Origin of the sequence: Klebsiella sp. B345 (assembly GCF_051131735.1) — a bacterium.
Classification (GTDB): domain Bacteria; phylum Pseudomonadota; class Gammaproteobacteria; order Enterobacterales; family Enterobacteriaceae; genus Klebsiella.
Genome location: NZ_CP180444.1, coordinates 172,919 through 192,439, shown reverse-complemented (window position 1 = coordinate 192,439; position 19,521 = coordinate 172,919). Strand labels below are relative to the sequence as shown.

General features: G+C 46.1%; 20 protein-coding genes and 4 pseudogenes. 10 read left to right on the top strand and 14 right to left on the bottom strand.

The window, feature by feature from the left end; all coding sequences use genetic code 11:
- Window positions 1-2: 2 nt before the first annotated feature.
- From ACMYSO_RS25990 to ACMYSO_RS25970, 5 genes are read right to left on the bottom strand one after another with little or no spacing between them, the layout of a single operon-like run.
- Window positions 3-959 carry an HpcH/HpaI aldolase/citrate lyase family protein gene (locus ACMYSO_RS25990; protein WP_434671024.1) on the bottom strand — a complete coding sequence of 319 codons (957 nt, stop codon included), beginning with the start codon at window positions 957-959 and terminating at the stop codon, window positions 3-5.
- Window positions 959-2,038, bottom strand: a complete 1,080-nt coding sequence (locus ACMYSO_RS25985) for a cysteine protease StiP family protein (protein WP_434671023.1) — start codon at window positions 2,036-2,038, stop codon at window positions 959-961. Before ACMYSO_RS25985 ends, ACMYSO_RS25990 begins: the two co-directional genes overlap by 1 nt.
- A gap of 1 nt (window position 2,039) precedes the next feature.
- The gene (locus ACMYSO_RS25980; RefSeq protein ID WP_434671022.1) at window positions 2,040-2,813 is read right to left on the bottom strand and encodes a hypothetical protein; all 774 of its coding nucleotides are present in this window, start codon (window positions 2,811-2,813) and stop codon (window positions 2,040-2,042) included.
- Complete coding sequence (locus ACMYSO_RS25975; protein ID WP_434671048.1) at window positions 2,806-3,948, bottom strand: phosphoribosyltransferase domain-containing protein; 1,143 nt, start codon at window positions 3,946-3,948, stop codon at window positions 2,806-2,808. Before ACMYSO_RS25975 ends, ACMYSO_RS25980 begins: the two co-directional genes overlap by 8 nt.
- Window positions 3,949-3,959: 11 nt before the next feature.
- A complete protein-coding gene (locus ACMYSO_RS25970; RefSeq protein ID WP_434671021.1) occupies window positions 3,960-5,018 on the bottom strand; it encodes an ATP-grasp domain-containing protein in 1,059 nt (352 codons plus the stop codon).
- A 313-nt stretch (window positions 5,019-5,331) separates the two neighbouring features.
- Between ACMYSO_RS25970 and ACMYSO_RS25965 the strand changes: the two genes are divergently transcribed.
- From ACMYSO_RS25965 to ACMYSO_RS25935, 7 genes are all read left to right on the top strand, one after another.
- Window positions 5,332-5,916, top strand: coding sequence for a TerD family protein (locus ACMYSO_RS25965; protein ID WP_434671020.1), 585 nt, complete (start codon window positions 5,332-5,334; stop codon window positions 5,914-5,916).
- Window positions 5,913-7,097 (top strand): TerD family protein, encoded by a 1,185-nt coding sequence (locus tag ACMYSO_RS25960; protein WP_434671019.1) that lies wholly within the window; start codon window positions 5,913-5,915, stop codon window positions 7,095-7,097. The genes ACMYSO_RS25965 and ACMYSO_RS25960 overlap by 4 nt, the downstream gene beginning before the upstream one ends.
- A 22-nt stretch (window positions 7,098-7,119) precedes the next feature.
- Window positions 7,120-7,575, top strand: a complete 456-nt coding sequence (gene terB, locus ACMYSO_RS25955; protein WP_069476615.1) for a tellurium resistance membrane protein TerB — start codon at window positions 7,120-7,122, stop codon at window positions 7,573-7,575.
- A gap of 23 nt (window positions 7,576-7,598) precedes the next feature.
- Window positions 7,599-8,639 carry a tellurium resistance membrane protein TerC gene (terC, locus tag ACMYSO_RS25950; RefSeq protein ID WP_434671018.1) on the top strand — a complete coding sequence of 347 codons (1,041 nt, stop codon included), beginning with the start codon at window positions 7,599-7,601 and terminating at the stop codon, window positions 8,637-8,639.
- 59 nt (window positions 8,640-8,698) lie between these two features.
- Window positions 8,699-9,277 carry a tellurium resistance membrane protein TerD gene (gene terD / locus ACMYSO_RS25945; protein WP_434671017.1) on the top strand — a complete coding sequence of 193 codons (579 nt, stop codon included), beginning with the start codon at window positions 8,699-8,701 and terminating at the stop codon, window positions 9,275-9,277.
- 77 nt (window positions 9,278-9,354) lie between these two features.
- Window positions 9,355-9,930 (top strand): TerD family protein, encoded by a 576-nt coding sequence (locus ACMYSO_RS25940; protein WP_434671016.1) that lies wholly within the window; start codon window positions 9,355-9,357, stop codon window positions 9,928-9,930.
- Window positions 9,931-10,014: 84 nt separating this feature from the next.
- A complete protein-coding gene (locus ACMYSO_RS25935; protein ID WP_434671015.1) occupies window positions 10,015-11,256 on the top strand; it encodes a VWA domain-containing protein in 1,242 nt (413 codons plus the stop codon).
- Between the two features lie 28 nt (window positions 11,257-11,284).
- On the opposite strand, the gene ACMYSO_RS25930 is transcribed toward ACMYSO_RS25935, so the two are convergent.
- The 3 genes and pseudogenes from ACMYSO_RS25930 to ACMYSO_RS25920 all read right to left on the bottom strand — a co-directional run.
- On the bottom strand, window positions 11,285-11,935 hold the full coding sequence (locus ACMYSO_RS25930) for an HAD family hydrolase (RefSeq protein WP_434671014.1): 651 nt from the start codon (window positions 11,933-11,935) through the stop codon (window positions 11,285-11,287).
- Window positions 11,936-12,078: 143 nt separating this feature from the next.
- Window positions 12,079-12,377 (bottom strand): annotated as a pseudogene (locus ACMYSO_RS25925) (fructose-specific PTS transporter subunit EIIC); the annotation flags it as partial.
- Between the two features lie 213 nt (window positions 12,378-12,590).
- Window positions 12,591-12,770 (bottom strand): annotated as a pseudogene (locus tag ACMYSO_RS25920) (ISNCY family transposase); the annotation flags it as partial.
- Between the two features lie 436 nt (window positions 12,771-13,206).
- On the opposite strand from ACMYSO_RS25920, the gene ACMYSO_RS25915 reads away from it, so the two are divergent.
- The 3 genes from ACMYSO_RS25915 (at window position 13,207) to ACMYSO_RS25905 (ending at window position 14,826) form a co-directional block, all read left to right on the top strand.
- Window positions 13,207-13,995 carry a hypothetical protein gene (locus ACMYSO_RS25915; RefSeq protein ID WP_434671013.1) on the top strand — a complete coding sequence of 263 codons (789 nt, stop codon included), beginning with the start codon at window positions 13,207-13,209 and terminating at the stop codon, window positions 13,993-13,995.
- The gene (locus tag ACMYSO_RS25910; RefSeq protein WP_434671012.1) at window positions 13,995-14,639 is read left to right on the top strand and encodes a hypothetical protein; all 645 of its coding nucleotides are present in this window, start codon (window positions 13,995-13,997) and stop codon (window positions 14,637-14,639) included. Before ACMYSO_RS25915 ends, ACMYSO_RS25910 begins: the two co-directional genes overlap by 1 nt.
- Window positions 14,640-14,763: 124 nt before the next feature.
- Window positions 14,764-14,826, top strand: a complete 63-nt coding sequence (locus tag ACMYSO_RS25905; RefSeq protein ID WP_434671047.1) for a DUF7706 family protein — start codon at window positions 14,764-14,766, stop codon at window positions 14,824-14,826.
- Window positions 14,827-14,879: 53 nt separating this feature from the next.
- Here ACMYSO_RS25905 and ACMYSO_RS25900 read toward each other — a convergent pair.
- The 6 genes and pseudogenes from ACMYSO_RS25900 to ACMYSO_RS25875 form a co-directional block, all read right to left on the bottom strand.
- Window positions 14,880-15,389 (bottom strand): annotated as a pseudogene (locus ACMYSO_RS25900) (ISNCY family transposase); the annotation flags it as partial.
- A gap of 1 nt (window position 15,390) precedes the next feature.
- Window positions 15,391-15,738: pseudogene (locus ACMYSO_RS25895) on the bottom strand (helix-turn-helix domain-containing protein); the annotation flags it as partial.
- An 842-nt stretch (window positions 15,739-16,580) separates the two neighbouring features.
- Entirely contained in the window at window positions 16,581-17,564 is a 984-nt protein-coding gene (locus ACMYSO_RS25890) for an ATP-binding cassette domain-containing protein (RefSeq protein ID WP_434671011.1), read from the bottom strand.
- Window positions 17,488-18,282 (bottom strand): ABC transporter transmembrane domain-containing protein, encoded by a 795-nt coding sequence (locus ACMYSO_RS25885; protein WP_434671010.1) that lies wholly within the window; start codon window positions 18,280-18,282, stop codon window positions 17,488-17,490. Before ACMYSO_RS25885 ends, ACMYSO_RS25890 begins: the two co-directional genes overlap by 77 nt.
- 205 nt (window positions 18,283-18,487) lie before the next feature.
- Window positions 18,488-18,796, bottom strand: a complete 309-nt coding sequence (locus tag ACMYSO_RS25880; RefSeq protein ID WP_434671009.1) for a hypothetical protein — start codon at window positions 18,794-18,796, stop codon at window positions 18,488-18,490.
- Between the two features lie 149 nt (window positions 18,797-18,945).
- Window positions 18,946-19,404 carry an asparagine synthase-related protein gene (locus ACMYSO_RS25875; protein WP_434671046.1) on the bottom strand — a complete coding sequence of 153 codons (459 nt, stop codon included), beginning with the start codon at window positions 19,402-19,404 and terminating at the stop codon, window positions 18,946-18,948.
- Window positions 19,405-19,521: the final 117 nt, after the last annotated feature.

Below are 19,521 nucleotides of genomic sequence, written 5' to 3'. Positions count from 1 at the left end.
CCTTATTGCTGTTGAGAGAACGGGAGCAGCCTGATCCCGTCTGTGTTCTGTCCGGTCGTCAGTCCGTAAACCTGGCCCCGGACCAGGATGCCTTGAGCCCACCGCCGGTGGGTCGCCGGTTCACACATCGCACCCTGTGATTTAAAGACCGCCTGCCTGGAGTTCAGAATTCGCAGTGCGTCAGAATGTTCGCCTGGAGAAACCTTCAGTGCCCCCTCAATTATACTGATCTGGTCCGGATGAATTGCTGTTTTCCCCACCAGCCCGTGAGCAATATCCATCGCCAGCTCACGCGCCATAATCCCGTGGTCATCAATGTGTTCGCACACGGGGGCCGTCAGCGCAAAATCACGCGGGGCAAATACCGAAACCAGCATTTTAATAACATATCCCATCGGCGTGTCATAAAGAGTCAAAGACCGTGGACGTCGCAGAGATACCACGTTCATCAAATCGTTCCCCCCGATACGCAGTGCAATAATACGTTCCCGACAGGCGTGGTTCGACAGCTCAGAGGCCAGAGTCTGCATTTTCAGCACGTCATAGACATCTTCGGTTTCAAGTGTTGGCATCATGCTCAACCCGGTATCGGCCATAATGTCCCACCACACCGGCAGCGTGGAGCGGGTAAACTTTGGCAGGACAAAACCATCGACCACACTCAGATCCACATTCGTTGTCAGCCAGCGCCCCATGTCCGGATGACGGGGGCGAATAAAGATCAACGGCCATTCGTCGTTTCCGTGGAGAAATTTAGATTCATTCAGCTGTTGCAAAAACAGTGAGAGATTCTGAAGAGCAAAAGGAACATCATGTTCGCTGACGGCATCTTCCAGGCACACCACCAGAGACCGCAGGCCGGGTATTTTCCCGTCCAGAACCACTTCAACAAGATCCTTTCGGGTTGCAGGCATGTACAGCGTTGCGCCCAGTTCCCATGGGGTGAATTGTTTTTTCATCAGCGTACCTTTTTGATGATGGTAACTGCACGATACTGGCCGAGTGCATTCCCGGCTTCCGTCACCGCGATGCCTTTCTCTTTTGCCAGACCGACCAGAAGCGCGACATCCGGGTCATCCATCTGCCGGACAAACACATGATCTGGCACACGACGCAGAACCGCCCGGGTCGCTTCAGCGATGCCCGGTTTGATCCTGTTAATACTGTCCACCTCATATTGTTCAGCCAGCCCTCCGATGACGTCCCTGCTCAGCTGCCAGCGCGCTGCATTGTTCCCGACGTCCCAGCCGGAAGGTGGCAGGTCTTGTCCGTCAAACTGTTCCCGGAAATTTGCTACCGTGTCCACCAGCATCTGACTGCATTCAAAAGACTGAAGGTGATCGCATACCACGCACCCGTGCAGGCCTTCTTCGGCCCAGACAGAACGTGAAATCAGACCTGAAACGGGCGCACCCATGATACCGAACGGGATCAGCCAGTCATCGTCGCTGGCGGCAAGCCATGCACATCCGCAGGGGTCAGCCAGCACAACCAGGCGAGGCTGTTCCGGATAACCGGGACGATCTTTCAGCGTGCGGGACAATTCACCGGTAATGGCTCCTTTCCCCGTCCAGCCATCAACAAACACAATTCCGTCTGTGCCATGGCGTGATTCGATATAATCAAGAGCAGCGGCATCAATACCTCTGTCGCGGATAATGCTGATCCCATAATGGTAAGACTGTTTTCCCATTGCCCGCAGTGCCTGATGCAGCATCACCCCCAGGGGTACTCCGGCGCGAACCAGACTGACCAGAACAATGGGTTCTTCACCGGCACGCAAGGACATTTCACGGGCAAGCTGAGAAACCTCTCGCGCCAGCCGGGCTGCTCCAGTGTCTAGCGCACGAGCAAAAAGGTCCAGGTGCCAGCGGGTAGGTTCTGGCTCCTGACTTAACATGTCGGAGTAATGCATTTTCCCTGACTGAATCAGCTCTTCCTTCAGTTCAACCGGCGTCATCTCCATGGCAATGGGTTTCAGCAAAAAATGAACATCGTCCGGTTTATACGAACCAGAAAACGGGGCGAAGTGAGACATCTTATTGCTCTCCAAAAATACGCTGCGAAATGGCCTCAGCAAACTGGCTCTGCCGTGGAACACCAAACCAGCTGCACAGTTTCATGAACCGATGATCACTCAGACTGTCTCCCAGCCCTATCACCGGGAACACACCGCGCTCCTGCCGGAGTTTTTCCAGTAACCAGGAAACAGCGAGTCCTTTTTCAACCGGGCAGGGTAACCAGGCGATGTTGTTACTGTTGCGGTGAATGTAGAACCCTTCAGTCGAGAAAACGTGTTCGATCTCATCACCAATGGCGTTCAGTTCATCAAGCTTCGTGCTGTCGCAGTGCTTCATAACCAGATACACCGGGGTATCATCATATTCATAGTTGAGCCGTGCCCATGCATTAATCCCCCTGGCATCCATAAGCTCAGTGATGAGGTGTTGCATCGACGTTAACCGGTCGGTGTAGGAGGACAGGCTCTCCAGCATATGGGCCTTCCAGTCGCTGTCTGGCGTGCCATCCGGGCGAAGGATCACCGCTCCATGGGTGGTTACAGCCCATGAGCGGAAGGGGACTTGTACTCTGCTGATTTCCTCAGTGCCTCGTGCGGTCACCGGGATGAGGTCCGCATGTTCCAGCAACCAGTCCACCAGCATGGCCTGCTCTTTGGTCATAAAGCTCCTTGGCGTAAGGCTGCGATCCAGTGCACCGGTCCGGAACGGTTCAAGGGCTAGTTCATCCACCATTTTTCGGCGGGTCTGAAACAGGGTGTCATCGAGATCGCTGAATACGACAGGTTTATTCATAGGTAATCACCTCTACGGCTGGTGCAACTGCGGAAAGCGCCTCAAGGAGACGGGGATCCACACTTGACGCCGGAGTTTCGGTGCAAAGCAGGATGCGATCAAATCGCTGGTGGGCGACGTTGTAAACAAAATTCGGGATCCCCAGACCGTAGTTATCGCTGAAGGAAATAGCAGACTGGATAGCATAGCCGGTAGAAATCGGTGATCGGGTCGTGGAACTGTATAGTACCTGAGCACCTGCAGTTTCCAGCCGTTCAGCCAGAAGGAACGGTTCCCAGACGAATTCGCCGGTCCCCAGCACCAGAATATTTTCCCCGTGGGAGACCTTAACCTTAAGGCCCAGGTCACTGGCCGGTGTCTGCATACCGACCCGTCCCCAGGACTGTTTGCCGGTAACCGGGATGTTTCCTCTGCAGGTCACATTGACCGGGGGCATGACAGGAAGCGGGGCATCCGGGTCAGGCGTCCAACGCCAGTGACCAGAAATGAGTGATACCGCGTGGATGGGCAAGGGGCTCTCCTTACTGAGGGCCTCTCCGCTCCAGTCCGTCAGCGTGACAGCAATAACCTGCCGTACCTGCGGGAGTGCGTCGGATGCACGCAATGAGGCCAGAAGATTAAGAAACGTTTTACCTGTCGTGGCTTCATCATCCACCAGCACCAGCGTCTGTGCTTCTGCTACTGTGCGCCGCATCTCCGGCGTTGATGGATGGTAGATCAAATGATCAGTGGCATGACTGTGCTCTTCTTTAAACTCGCACAGCAGTTCGCCATCGACGGGGTGACGTGTTGATGTCAGATAGACACAATCGGCACGGTGTTTACGTACCTCATCAAACACCCCAGCTCCGAGACCGACTGCTGTTTCAGCCATCCCGATAAAAACTACCGGCCCGTCCAGAACATCAAGGAACTGCTCCGCCAGTTGAGCGTATACACCTCGCATCACCCCAGGCGAGACAGGAATGTGGCGACCCAGCACTTTACTGACAAAAAGAAATGCGCGTTTGGGATTCCGCCGCTCGGCAATATCAAAGAGGTCGGAAAGGGGATACCCGGACGTATCGCTGCTCACCTCAATTCGCCCACAGGATAATGTCTTTTGGTAAACGAAATCATTTTCCATTACCGACATATTCATCTCCATTAATCAATTCTGTTAGTCAATGACACAGGATACCGAATAGTGTCTGTGACAGAGCGGACGACCGCAGGAGAAAAATCAGTTCTCGCTGACTGTCTGACCTGACTGGCATCCATCAGCCCCAGAGTATGAAAGGCATACAGGCCAGGCAGATTCACACCGCTGTGTCGCGTATAACCGATTCCTCCTGACGGGCGCATGTTAATTTCCAGCAGCAGAGGTTTGCCTTCGGCATTATTGCGGGTCTGTACATTGACCATTCCATCGGCATGCATCAATCGTGCGCAGGTAGCGGCAAGCTCAATAGCCTCACCTTCATTTTCCAGATACTGGAGCGCACCTTCCTTACGCCGCCCTATAGCAGCAAGGACTTCCCCCTTACTGACCACTATGTCCACCGAATATTCAGGCCCGGGTAAATACGGCATCAGGATCTGAGGAGTGAATGTCTCGACCTGTGCATGTGCGGCCAGATACTGTGAGGGGCGGATGACCCGGTTATCCGGATTATTCAAAAATGCGACAGGGGACACGTTGTCATCAAAACGCCAGAATCCCATGCCATAAATGCCGGTCACGGGTTTAATGCAGAGACAATCAGAAGGAAAGGGTGATTGAATAAGCAGAGTGCAAAGTTCGTTTGGGGAACTAACGCGAACAGATGGCACTACCGGGAGTCCGTTTTTTTCCATGAACTCAGAAAAAGTAACTTTCTCGTCGGCAACCTCGAACCATTCAGTTCCTGTCGCCCCAGTTGTCAGACTGACAGAAGGGCTTTGAATGGCATCCCGACGGCTTTCAAACCACTTACAGTTACGTCCGGTATGAATTGCGTTAATTCCATGAAGCGTTGTGACTGAATGAATAAAGGAAAGACGATCATCTTCATTTTTCGGTTCGATAAATGATGCATCAGAAACAGACAGAATCTCATTTCGCTCTTTCCGGTGAGAAGAAAAAACCTCAATGTCTTGTTTGTTTTTTTCTGCAAAAGACTTCACACCCAGAATAATGTCTCGCTGAGATGACAAACCTTCCATAAACCAAATTTTCTTTTTCATCTTTTGTTTTATTTTCCTGAAGAGGAAAGGGGGCTAAATACAGATTATTGAGTCTATGAACACCCCCGTGCTATGTCAATCATAATATGATAAACACTGGCTGTTTATGGAACAGCAAAGGAAATACAAAATATCAATATATTCATATTATTACCATTAAAAATCAGCCAGCAACACAATGTAATGAAAGGTAAATAACAAAAACCTACCAGTTTTTATCTTGCGAGAGAACTTTGTCATGATATGATTTTCATCGTACATGATTTACTATTAAATACTCATTGTTTCAGTCAATACCTTTTAAGGAATGAATATGGTTTCTTTAAGTAAAAACCAGACGGTATCACTCAGCAAACAATCTACCGCGCTAAGTCAACTCCAGTTTGGCCTTGGATGGGATCCTCTAAAGAAAAAGGGACTTTTTGGGGGCTTATTTGGCGGCAATGATTCTATCGATCTGGATGCGGGTTGCGTTCTGTTGGACAGTGCTGGTAATAAAATTGACACGATCTGGTTTCGTAAACTGAAATCAACCTGCGGCTCCGTGGTGCATACCGGCGATAACCTGACAGGTGACGGCGATGGCGACGATGAGGTCATTAATGTCTTTCTCAGCAAATTGCCTGTAAAGGTTGAATACCTTGCTTTCACCGTCAACAGCTTCCGTGGTCAAACCTTCAACGATGTAGATAACGCATTCTGCCGCGTCGTTGATCAGACCAACAAAGAACTGGCCCGCTACAAACTCACCGAACAGGGATCACATACCGGGATCATCATCGCCTCTCTGCGCCGCAATAATGGTAACTGGGATTTTACTGCCCATGGTAAAGCCAGTAGTGGCCGTACAATTGACGATATGCACTCTGACATTGTTAAAACGGTTGTCAGCGCATGAACCTGACACCAGGGGGAAATGCCCCCGTCCCAACACAGGAACTCCGTGTACGGATCCTCTCCGGCGGCCCCGTCGATGCTTCTGCTTTCCGTCTGTTCGCCAATGGAAAAGTACTGGGTGACGCAGATATGGTCTTCTACGGACAGCCCCGTAACGACGACGGCACTGTCAGTTTTCAAACTGAGGGAAATAACAGCTCTTTTATCGTAAACCTCAGCCGCCTCAAATCCGAGGTGCAGAAAGTAGCGTTTACGGTGACCTGTGACGGTAGCCACACTGTCTCAGCGCTGAATAATCTTTCTATCCTGGTTGAAAGCGGTACTACTGAACTGATCAGTGGTCACGTTGAACTGACCGGACGCCAGGAAGCCGCTCTTATCCTCGGTGAATTCTACCGGCGTAATGCTGAGTGGAAGTTCCGTTTTATCGCTCAGGGTTTTAACGGCGGGTTGAAACCTCTCGCCGAATACTTTGGTGTGAACGTGGCGGATGACCCAGTTCCTGCGACGCCAACGCCTCCACCAGCACCTCCAGCACCTCCAGCACCTCCAGCACCTCCAGCCCAGCCTAAGGTCAACCTGAGTAAAGTTACGCTGACCAAAGAAAAACCGGCAATAAGCCTTGCCAAGAAGGACAACTTTGGTGAGATCCGCATCAACCTTAACTGGCATCGTGGAGCCGCTTCCGGTGGCTTACTCGGCGGAATGTTCGGCTCGAATAAAGCGATTGACCTTGATTTAGGGGCTTTCGTCGAGCTAAAGGACGGTCACAAGTCCGTTGTCCAGGCACTTGGCAATGCCTTTGGTGACTATCATAACGAGCCCTATGTTCAGCTTCAGGGCGATGATCGTACCGGGGAAGCCTCTGATGGCGAATGGCTGCATATTAACGGCCGTGAGTGGAAGCAAATCAGCCAGGTACTGATTTATGCCTTTATCTACCAGGGCGTACCCAGCTGGGATAAAACCGATGGTGTGGTGACGCTCCATATACCGGAGCAGCCTCCCATTGAAACGCGTCTGACCGAAGGGGATAACAAGCTCACGATGTGTGCCATTGCCCGTCTGGTGAATGACAACGGGTCAATCCGGGTAGAGCGTATTAATCAGTTCTTCGGGGGCCAGGCGGATATGGACCGTGCCTTTGGCTGGGGATTTCGCTGGTCTAAAGGTTCCAAATAACCGAATTGATGAGGATGTGAAAATGAGTTTTTTCGACAAAGTAAAAGGGGCGCTGACCTCTGGACGCGAGGAACTGACCCGTCAGGTTGGCCGGTACAAAAACAAGAAATTTATGCAGGGTACCGTCGCGGTATGTGCCCGTATCGCCGTTGCCAGTGACGGTGTCAGCGCGGAAGAAAAACAGAAGATGATCGGTTTCCTTCGTTCCTCTGAAGAACTGAAGGTTTTCGATACCTCTGAGGTCATCGAATTCTTCAACAAACTGGTGACCAGCTTCGACTTCGATCTGGAAATCGGTAAAGGCGAGACGATGAAATACATTCTCGCTCTGAAAGACCAGCCTGAAGCTGCACAGCTGGCTCTTCGCGTCGGTATTGCTGTCGCCAAAAGTGACGGCAATTTTGACGATGATGAGAAAAGTGCCGTTCGTGAAATTGCCCGTTCACTGGGCTTTGACCCGGCTGAATTCGGCCTCTGATAAACATCCGTTAAAGGTACGCTATGGTTTCCACACACATCGGTTTTCCGGCTGAAACAGTGACTGTTTTTATTGCACTGTCGCTCGGGGCCATCTTTATTGACCTGTTCATGCACCGACATGACAAGCCAATTTCCCTGAAAAGTGCGGCCTTATGGTCCATTTTCTGGGTCATCGTTGCGATGGCATTTGCCGGTTTCCTCTACGTCCATCACGGTGCGGAAGTTGCCAGCCTGTTTGTCACAGGGTATGCGCTTGAGAAAGTACTCTCGGTTGATAACCTGTTTGTCATGATGGCCATCTTCTCATGGTTCTCTGTACCTGACCGTTATCGCCACCGTGTACTGTACTGGGGGATCATTGGAGCCATCGTATTCAGGGGCATCTTCGTCGCGATCGGTACCGGGTTGCTCAGCCTTGGTCCTTACGTAGAGCTGGTCTTTGCGGCCGTCGTTGCCTGGACTGCTGTTATGATGCTTAAAAGTGGTGATGACGGTGATGAAATTGAAGATTACTCCCAGCACCTCGCTTATCGTCTGGTCAAACGTTTCTTCCCTATCTGGCCGAAACTTAACGGGCATGCGTTCCTGCTAACCCAGAAAGAAGTCGACATCGAGTTGGCTAAGCCTGAAAACAAAGATGTCACTGTTGGGCGGGTTAAAAAGGCGGCTCTGTATGCAACGCCTCTGATGCTGTGTGTGGCCGTCGTGGAACTCTCTGATGTGATGTTTGCATTCGACTCTGTTCCGGCAATCATTGCGGTCAGTCGTGAACCCCTGATTGTGTACAGCGCGATGATGTTCGCTATTCTGGGTCTGCGTACCCTTTATTTTGTCCTGGAAGCCCTGAAACAGTACCTGTCTCAGCTGGAGAAGGCGGTTATCGTGCTGCTGTTCTTCATTGCATTCAAGCTGGGCCTCAACGCCTCAGATCATATCTGGCATCATGGTTACAGCCTCTCAGCAACGACCAGCCTGTATGTTGTATTAGGTGTGCTTGCACTGGGTATCCTTGCCAGCGTCATCTTCCCGGAAAAACCGGAAGCAGAAAACAAAGAGAGCTGATTTCTGCTCATTAACAGTTAGCAACTATCAATTTGCGATTAACGAAAGAGGATATATCGATGAGTGTTTCACTATCAAAAGGCGGCAACGTTTCCCTGAGCAAAGCAGCGCCTACGATGAAAAACGTTCTGGTCGGTCTCGGCTGGGATGCCCGTTCTACTGATGGTCAGGATTTTGACCTGGATGCCTCTGCTTTCCTGCTGGCGGCAAACGGTAAGGTCCGTGGCGATGCTGATTTTATTTTCTACAACAACCTGAAATCTGCTGATGGCTCCGTGACTCATACCGGTGATAACCGTACCGGCGAAGGTGACGGCGACGATGAGTCTCTGAAAATCAAACTGGATGCCGTTCCTGGTGATGTGGACAAAATTATCTTTGTTGTCACTATTCATGACGCACAGGCCCGCCGCCAGAGTTTCGGCCAGGTCTCAGGTGCGTTTATCCGCCTGGTGAACGATGACAATCAGACAGAAGTAGCTCGCTACGATCTGACAGAAGATGCGTCAACTGAAACGGCCATGCTGTTTGGTGAGCTGTATCGTCATAACAGCGAGTGGAAATTCCGTGCAGTAGGACAGGGTTATGCCGGTGGTCTGGCGTCTGTTTGTGCGCAGTACGGTATCAACGCGTCCTGATAAAAAGTAACTTTCCCGATTTAATTCTAAGGGGCCAGTTTGCTGGCCCCGTTATAGACGATTAACAGGAGTAAAAAATGGCTGTATCTCTCGTAAAAGGCGGTAACGTTTCACTGACCAAAGAAGCCCCTTCCATGAATGTGGCGCTGGCAGGCCTTGGCTGGGATGCACGAGTCACCGATGGTCAGGCATTTGACCTCGACGCCTCAGTATTCCTGGTCGGTGACGATGGTAAAGTATTGTCTGACTCTCATTTCGTTTTCTATAACAACACCACCAGCCCGGACGGCGCAGTTCAGCATCAGGGTGACAACCGTACCGGCGAAGGCGAAGGTGATGATGAACAGGTCAAAATCGAACTGTCTAAAGTCGGTGCTGAAGTCAAAAAACTGGTGTTTGCCGTGACTATTCATGAAGCTGATGCCCGTAAACAGAACTTCGGTATGGTCAGCAACAGCTACATGCGTGTTGTGAACAACGATAACGGCGCTGAAATTGCACGTTTTGACCTGTCTGAAGACGCGTCGACGGAGACCGCGATGATCTTCGGCGAACTCTATCGCCATGGCGCTGAATGGAAATTTAAAGCAGTCGGGCAGGGGTTTGCTGGTGGCCTGGGTGCGCTGGCACAACAGCATGGCATCAACATCTGATAAATACCCCAATGAAACCCCGGGCTTACCGGGGTTTTTTTATCGCAATAGGGTCACCGTTTATCACTGCCACAGAGGGCCAAAATGCAATTACAATCAGGACAGAACATCCCGCTGCACACCTCCTCTCTTGAACTCAGACTTGATTACCCGACTTCACCCACCTTCCGGAGTGAACCCGAAACCTGTCTGTTTATGCTGAATGCCGACGGAAAAGTGACGGGAGATAATGACTTTCTCTTTTACAACAACCTCAGTGCGGCTGATGGCAGCGTAAGACTGCTCCGCAGCGACAAGCATTCGAGCATTCAATTTGATCTGGGGCGAATCCCCGCGTCCATTCAGAAAATCGCTGTCACGCTGGTGATAGACGGCGATGATACGATTAGCGGGCTGTCGCAGCTCAGACTGTCATCTCCTGGTGTGGCTGATTTCAATGTCGAACTCAATGGACGCTCTGAGAAAGCTGTCGTTATGGGTGAAGTTTACCGCTACCAGGGTAACTGGAAGCTTCGGGCGCAAGGGCTGGGGTTTAACGGCGGGCTGGAGCCTCTGGCGATCAGCTACGGTGTTGATGTCGCACAACCTGCAGACACCCCGTCACAACCAGTCCGGATCAGTCTGGAGAAAAAGCTGGAAGGAAAAGCACCAGCGCTCATCAGCCTGGCAAAAAAAGCCAGTGTTTCTCTTGCCAAACATAAGCTGGATACCGTTGAAGCCCGAGTGGCTTTTGTACTCGATGCCTCAGGCTCTATGACGGGTCAGTTTAAAAGAGGACATGTACAGTCTGTTCTCGATCGCATTGCAGTCCTGTCAGTACAGTTCGATGATGACGGTGCGATGGATGTGTGGGGGTTTGCAGAACGCCACAAGAAATATCCCGATGTTACTCTGGACAATCTTGATGGTTATATCGCCGGGATCCAGAGTACTGGAAACCGGTCAACCTGGGAACTCCTGCCAGGGCTGGGCGGAACTAACAATGAACCGCCGGTCATGAATGACGTGATTGATTTCTTTAAAGACAGCACACTGCCGGTTTATGTCGTCTGTATCACGGATGGAGGTATTAGCAAAACCCGTGAAATTAAAGAGGCCATACGTCGCTCGGCCAATTACCCCATCTTCTGGAAGTTCGTGGGACTCGGTGGGTCAAATTACGGGATCCTTGAAAAGCTGGACACTTTTAGCGACCGTCGCGTTGATAACAGCAACTTTTTTGCCATCGACAACTTTGCCAACATCCGGGACGAAGAGCTGTACGAGAAACTGCTGGAAGAGTTCAGAGACTGGCTGGAGCTGGCGAAGAAAGAAGGTATTCTGTAAGAATTCGCCCCGATACAGGGGCGATAATTTATCTGATAGTCAGTTCTAAAGGCACTTTCCCCCGACGCCATCCTGAATGGAACTGTCTCCAGTGGGGATCAGTAGCGGCAGACAGTAGTTCGTAATCACCCCTGGTATCTCCCCATGCCCGCAGATGGTAGTCTTTCAGTGGTCCATACTCTTTTTCCAGCCGGATTATTTTCTGAATGCACCGACAGTTATGCCCGCTGATACGACCGGTGAGTTTACCCTCGTTGACCTCAAGCTGCGTGCCAATCAGTCTGATACCGAGACGCTCAGCAAAGGGTCGAAGCACGATCTCTGGTGAAGCAGAACATAAGGTCACTACCGCTCCAGAGGTCACTTCATTTGCCACAGCCATTAGTCCAGAAGGACGCATCAGACGCCCCCAGTAGACCTGGCAAAATTGTTCAGCTTTTGTTGATACCCACTTCTCGTCAACATCAGTGAGAAAAGTGGTAATGAGCGTTTCTTTTAGCTCATCCCGGGTCATTCTCTTCCCCATGCATCTCAGCGCAGGCAGTGTCATTGTGACGATCCGGCGACTGAATGTTCTGTAGCCAAATGCAAAGCGCAAGAAAGGGATAAAGCTGTCATGCCGTGTTAGTGTGCCGTCAAAATCAAAAACAGAGAGCATACGGGGCTGAATGACATTCATCGTAATCTTCTTCCTGGAAAAATGGCGGAACTGCTTCCAACAGGTTTACTATACCATTCAGGCAATATTATCGTCATTGGGCCACAGAAGGTGAAGAAAGTTACTTTTTTGATGTTCGATTCACTCAGCAAGGCAAAGGTTCGTCACTTACCCCCAGTTTTCTCGACTCCTCGCTCGGCTGTCACCGGCTCATTCTTCGCAGCACTTGACAATTTTAATACCGAATACATCGCGCCGGTGGCGACGGTTCCAGTAATAATAGAAAACAGATACATCCGACGTAACCTACCGTATAGGTGATTGCCAGGACAAATAATCCGCCGTGGTGCCATTAAGGTACAACCAAAGAACACGACAAACCATCAGCTAATGCACCGCCAACCATGGTCGACGGGATAACCCTAAAAGGGTCACGAGCGGCAAAGGGGATTGCTCCTTCGGAGAATCAGGGATGGCACCCGACACTATCTGCACTTCTGTGACGGAACGACTAATTGAGCGAAGTCTTACCACCAGAATAATTGATCTGTTTTAACACACCAGTGATCTGGCAGTATCACCGAACAGAGACCTAGGGGAAAATGTAAATTTTTCCCGACTGTTTTTCGGACAAAAACTTTTCACAATAATATAGATATGACTAATAGGGCAGGGGTTAACGTTTCAGACTGGCCCTGAAATCTGCCGGATTGACCAGTACCTGGTTGATGGCCCTGAATTGCTCCTGAACTCTGACCTGTGCCCGTCGTTTGGGCATCTTTTTACTCCTGCCCCGTTTTCCCTCCCGTGACAGGTCATCCATCTTTTCCTGCGCCGACTTCAATACTGCACCAAGCCCTTGTCATAGTTGGTTAAATGATAATTGCGTTGTTTTTTATGAAGACCGCAAAATGCTGTCTTCCACATTATCAATGTAACGCTGCTAGATATCGGCAGCTTGCCAATGCATTCCGTCTCACAACATAACAGTCCAGGAAAACATCCGCAGCCCCCAAATAGACATTAGCATTGAGATCCTACAGCTTATGTCGAAGCTAAGTTCAGATGTCAGGGGTAGGACAAAGCTGAAATGTCCGCTCTGTGGCAATAGCAGACATCCATACAATTATGTAAAATAAGATAGTGGGTCAGAACCCATGTTAGTCCAGCTCATCTATAGCTGAAATTACGATCACTTATAACTGCTAGCAAGCAATGTTCTTTTGAAACTCAAATTGATACAACAAAACCGATTGGTTACATAATCGATTATCCAAATATAAGGCATTTCAATGGGAAACTACGGGGTTATTAAATATATCGTATTGTTTGGTTTGTCCGGGGTAATGTTAGCTATGCTAGTGCTCTTTGTTTCCTCCATAGCATATTATTTCTTTACGCATAATAAAGGAGTTCTTCAATATGTAATTAAAACTATTTCCATAGGCCTTGTAACTATTCCAGTCGCAATAATACTAATCGTTGCACTCGTCTATTATGCTGTCTGGCAAAAAGGGGTTTTAGCGGCATGGCGTTTTATATCATCCCCGACTAAAGGAATAACTGTGAATGAAAGTGCTAATACTGAATCAGAAGATGTGATTGTTCACCTTGTTCATGGAACATTCGAGCCGAATGCGTCTTGGACTCAACCAGAGTCGGAAATGTGTAAATCAATTAGATCAAGAAATCCCAATGTTGGTATATCTCGATTTATATGGGATGGCAAAAACTCTGCATCATCTCGTAAGCAAGCGGCAGAACAATTAGCAAAGCATATTGAAAGCTCCCCTGCAAAATATAACTATATTATTGCCCATAGCCATGGGGCAGCTATTGTAAGAGAAATGTCTTATTTACGAGATGATATTGCACAAAAAATACAAGGCGTATGTCTCTTGTCGCCACCGTTCATCTTTCGATGTAGAATAAAAAGAACGTCAGGTACTTTAATTAATCTTATTGATATCAGCGGAGCTTTGGCTATTCAATTGTTACTTGCAGTGTTTTTAGTTCCTTTCGATCAGTATAATATTAATTATGCTGCAGCGATTTTTTTGTTTCATTATTTGCAGAGATAATGATTTCCAAAAAATATAAAAGAGAATTTTTGCAGGAAGTTGAGAATAGCGAGTGCCGTGAAGCGGTTGACTTTAGGAAAATTGAGATTTATCACGCAATTGGTGATGAAGCAGACTCAGGCTTGAGATTTGTAAGTTCACTTCATGAAGGATGTTTTGCAATTCTTTCTCAGTTAAAAAAAGCTCAAGTAAGTCATAAAAAGCTAACGCATTGGTCAGCAGTTTTAAGCTATCTACTTTATACTTTCATGAGCATATTAATATGGTTCTTCTATCCTGAAGAAAAATCATGGATTTTAGTATTTTTAGTAAGCCTTTTACTAACCATTATTTCACACACTTGGCAACGTTTGAAACCATCGAAAGATATCCCTCATGTTTTACTTATTGCCGCAATACCAGTTGCAATTTTTTCATTTTGGTTGGCTGTAGCCAAGGCCATAGCTTATGGGGATTTGCGATTGATATTTTGCCCCGACGTTTTTATTTTTTCATCTGAAACTCCAGTTGGAGATCATAAAATTATTAAGTTTGCTCCACAAAACGATGGGATGCTAATACACTCAACACACTCACACCCGGAGGCTATAAAAAATGTTTCCGAATGGTTATATTGTTTTGAGTATGAAAGAAAAAATGGCTAACCATAGCTTGATACAGCTACCACAAACCAATTTATAATATACTCCCCTGCTAAGTTTGCAGGGGAATTACAAATATAAAAACTTAATACCGCCTTGTTCTAGATTATTCCATAGCACCTAAATTATGAAAGACGCGATCGATAAATTACAGAAAGCCTTGAAAGAAGAAGGCTACGCACCACGTTAAACCCAGACAGTGATTACGGCCAGAGCTTTAGGTTAATCAGGCAGAGCAGGGGACTAGCGTTTCAGACTGGTCCTGAATTCCTCCGGGTTAACCAGAACCGGATTAATTGCTCTGAGCTGCTCCTGAATTCTGGCCTGTGCACGTCGTTTGGGCATCTTTTTACTTCGGCCACGTTTACCATCACGTTCAAGTTCATCCATTTTACTCTGTGCCAGTTTAAGAACGGCGCCAAGGCGTTTGTTATCAACGATTTGGCCCTGATCGACACATTCCAGTTTGTCGAACACCTGATATTTGAGTGAACGGTAACCGTATTTGAATGCCAGCGTGCCGTCTGGATAGTCGTAGACTGTTATTTTCTCACCAGCGATGCGAGTATTTTCTTCAGTAGACTCAACCAGATATATCATTTTGTCATAGCGGAATGTCAGCGATTTAGACAGCTTACGCAGTTCCTGCCAGGCAAAGATATCATCCAACTCTTCGTGGCTTTCAGACACGGGTCGATGCAGATCTTTGGGGTATTTTGAAGGTCTGGCAAACCGACGATTAAAGTCAGCAATACAGCTTGCGTACCGTCTCTTTGGCCAGGTACAGCCCATGAACCTCGGCGAGCTTCTCACAGGCTAAAGTTGGACCAAAATCAGAGTAGCGCTCGCGGATAATACGAAGTGCACGTTCAGCGAGGCCCGGTATCAGTTGCCGGTTGCCAGGCTGGCCACGCCGACGGTTAACAAGTGAAAGTGGTCCATGTTCACGGTAGCGCTCCAGTAACCGTCGGCAGTGTCTGTCAGAAATCTCCAGCCGGCTGGCCGCGAGACGCGTAATGAGTCGCCGGTCGATAACATCCTGAAGGATCCTGAGTCGGTTCACATCGTTCATTGAGAAAAACTCCGTTTCGTATGCCGTCATGAATCTCATCCTTTGAAAGCAGCGATCGCTGTGGAGAGACTGTAGCGCGGACATGTCTATTTGGTCAGAGGCGGACATCTCAATTTAGCTGCTACACCTTAAGTGCGTATAAGATTGATTATGTTAAATTTAGTCCGTCGTTCATTTAGTTCATAACCGCCCACAGAATACGATTAATCATACACTTACCGATCCCTCTATCTTCTTCTTGCAGGACATGATGTTTGTTTGTTGGTTACTTTCTTCATACATATACTAAATAGCTGCGTCTAATACCGCTACACTTTTTGCAGAAACCAGCGCGGCCAAAGGCCGTGGTTTGCCTGCAGCTGGTGAATATACTTGTCGGGCGCGTAGCTTCTTACTCCCCTGATACTGAGTTGTGCCAACGTATTCTCCTTGTCACTGAATTTTATTAGCCTTTCATCGTAACGCACATAATTGATGCCGCGCCGGGACATACGGCACAAAATGTAAAATCATCCTCAGCTACCAACGCGCCTATATGTTGCGCCGCACCTCATAACCTGCCGTGCAGGGCTGAAATTAACGATTAATTCATGAATTTTGTTGGTACAAATGTGAACATGCGGTGGGGTCAAGGCCACCCGTTTCCGAGTGGCCTTGTAACTTTATTACCATGATATCTGAACGATAGGTAGATGCACTTATACATCAACCTTACACTTCCTCCAGATACCTTGGTTTCACCCTGAACACCGTGTTACATGGCCTTGTCGAGGCTCAGATCGGCTACCACCTTATTGAGATTCTCTTCCTCAGGCTGCCAGGTGAGCTTAAGTTCTGAAGGAGAAAGAGCCCTTAATATAACGGAACTATTTCTAAACCGTTGTTAGAGACTTGCAATCAAATGCAATAATTTCACCATCTGAAATTGTTATAATCAAATCAGAATTATTATTAAGGATGTCTTTATGGCTAACATTCAATATAGTGGCCGCCGGGAACTTTTCCCTTATGTTCCTCATAACATTATCTTCATTAAAAGAATCAAGTGAGGATGTTATTTCATCCAGAATGATAAGTTTAGGATCTCTAAGAAATAACCTAGCCAGTGATAGTCTTTGCTTTTGCCCGCCCGACAAGGTTTCACCATTATCCCCCAGTTTCAATGATAACACATCATTGTTTATTGCGAGAAAATCATTAGAGAGACTTGCCAATCTAATTGCATCCAACAATTCTTCTTTTGAAGCAGTGGGTTTTGCAATCCTTAAATTAAATTCCACGGTATCCATGAATATACATTCATCTTGAGTAACGAAATAAATTACATCACTCAACTCTCTTTCACTTATTGAATTAATATCAACATTATTAAGAAATACAGTTCCATCTTTTGATGGCAACTTTCTGGAAACAATATTTGCCAACGTTGTTTTTCCGGAACCACTGCGCCCCTTGATAGTAACAAAATCACCAGATGAAATACTTAGGTTCATATCATTAATTAATTTAAAGTCGCCATAATGAAAAGATAAATTTTTTATTTCAATTTCAACACCTTCAAGGTGATGGCTAAAGCCAGTCAGTTCCGAACTCTCTTTATTGGTTTTATTAGAAAAGAAAGGACTTAACGTAGAAATAGATTGCTTAACCTGACTTAGCATGGCCCCTATATTATCCAGTGGTGAAGACAACAGAAAAATGTATGATGAAATCATTACGAAATGACCTATAGTCACTTCATTATTTATAGTTCTAAATAAAGTCAAAAGAAAAGTTGCGCTAAAAAACAATAATGTTAAAAGTGAAGTTGAACCAATAAGAAGTGAATTTTTTTCCAGTATTTTTTTGGATTGCAACGTCTTCGAGGAGATAGTTAGAATATCTTTTAAAGAAGTAATCAAAGCTATTACAAGATTTCGCAGCAGAAATGTTCTTAACACTATCAGATAATAAAGTATACGCATGCACCCCTGATTTCATTAAATCCCCCCTGAACTTTATAACCCCTTTAGTTAACATATGATTTACTGAAATAAAAAATAATATATAAATTAAAAATATACTTGCAACCAAGTGATCACCGGAGAGCACAATCACAAAAATACTAAAAAAAAACTGAAAAGCAGGAGGTATTATATTAAATGCCATGTTATTTATTAAGGCGTATAAATCATTTGTTAAATTATTCAATTTTTGCGCCACACTTCCTATGTTTTCGTCAGTATCTTTAACCTGTTCTTTATTATATAGCTCGGCCAGGAATTTATTGCTTACTGATGATAAGCAACTGATTCTTAACATGCTTTGTAAGAATACAGATGTAAAACTTACAACTTTGGTTATGGTGATCAAAAATACATAACATATACCAAGCCAAAGAAGGAAATTTACCCCCCCAACATTAATATATTGACTGCTGGCAAGGTCGTTTGTTATTTTAGACATTAACACAGGAGAAAAAGAGACTGAACATATTGAAACAAAAGACAAAAAAACAATTGCGAATACAGAAAATTTTGCTTTCTTAGAAAGCAATGGAAACAACCCTTTAAAAATCACAATTAAATCCTTCATTCCTTTTCCTCTAACGCATTTTTAAACACAACAAGTTTCGCGATACGAATTATACACTCATAATCACTCTGCAAAGACACGCTTGAATTATATTCTAATGAATTCAAGAGGCGTTGAACATCAACACCTATCATCTCTATAAATTCTTTATTATCTAAAAATAACGTTGAAATATAACAGTTACTTTCCATAAGTATTTTAAAAATCAGTTCTGATGATGACCGTTTTCTTTTTTATAAAAGTAACCACAATTAAATCTATCATTACCTTCCTGTCTGACGTGAATTCTGTCAAAATGAGAGTCAAAAGTATCTTCATACTTCATAGACATCTGAGATGCTATGACGCTGTTGAATAAATATGGATAAACCACAAGGGAATAATCAGCCATCGTAAACTGACTCCCTGATATCAAACTGATTAACTCGCTAAAATAATCAAACCTTGCGGTTCTGTGATCAAGGCTTTCTAGCCATGGATGGGAAATAGGTATATCACATTTATTTTCATCCATCCAATTTACTAATTCCACAGAAGAGACTGTGCTTGTTAGTGAGTGAATTATAGTTTCAAATATATTTTTACCTTTTAATATTGAAATCTCATGTGCTTTCTTAAAGGCTAATGTTAATTTTCCTTTATGAAAACAATCTCTGATTATCTTTATTGAAGGATTTTGAACAAAAACACTATCCCCTCCATGTCCACTAAAAATACACTTTGTACACTCTTAGTTTTATTTATATACACTTCACTATTTGTGACTTTATTATTAAATAATTTTACATATCTAGGGTTGTTAAGTAAGGATCTATTATTGAGCGGTATTATCTCTGATCTCTTTGTATGTAAAACTTGGCCATTTACACTGTAGTAATTACAAAGATATCTGAAATCATCAATTTCAGAGTCATTCTGATCATTTTCCGGACCTATATGGTAAGTTGTGAAATCATACTTTAACTCTTTAATTATAAAAAACAAATAAGTTGAATCTAAACCACCGGATAAATAAAGATTGATATCAGAATATGAATTCAAAATGGTTTTTACGGCGTCCGAAACAATCTCTGTAAGAGCATCAGGTGTTTTTTTTTGGATAAAAGGCTTTCCGCATAACAATGCTTTTATTATCAAATATATATACTGTTCCTGAGTGTGTTTTTTTTATTTCATTATAAAGCGTATTTTCATTAAACCCATCTCTGTTGTAGATAAAGTACTTACAATACTCTATAT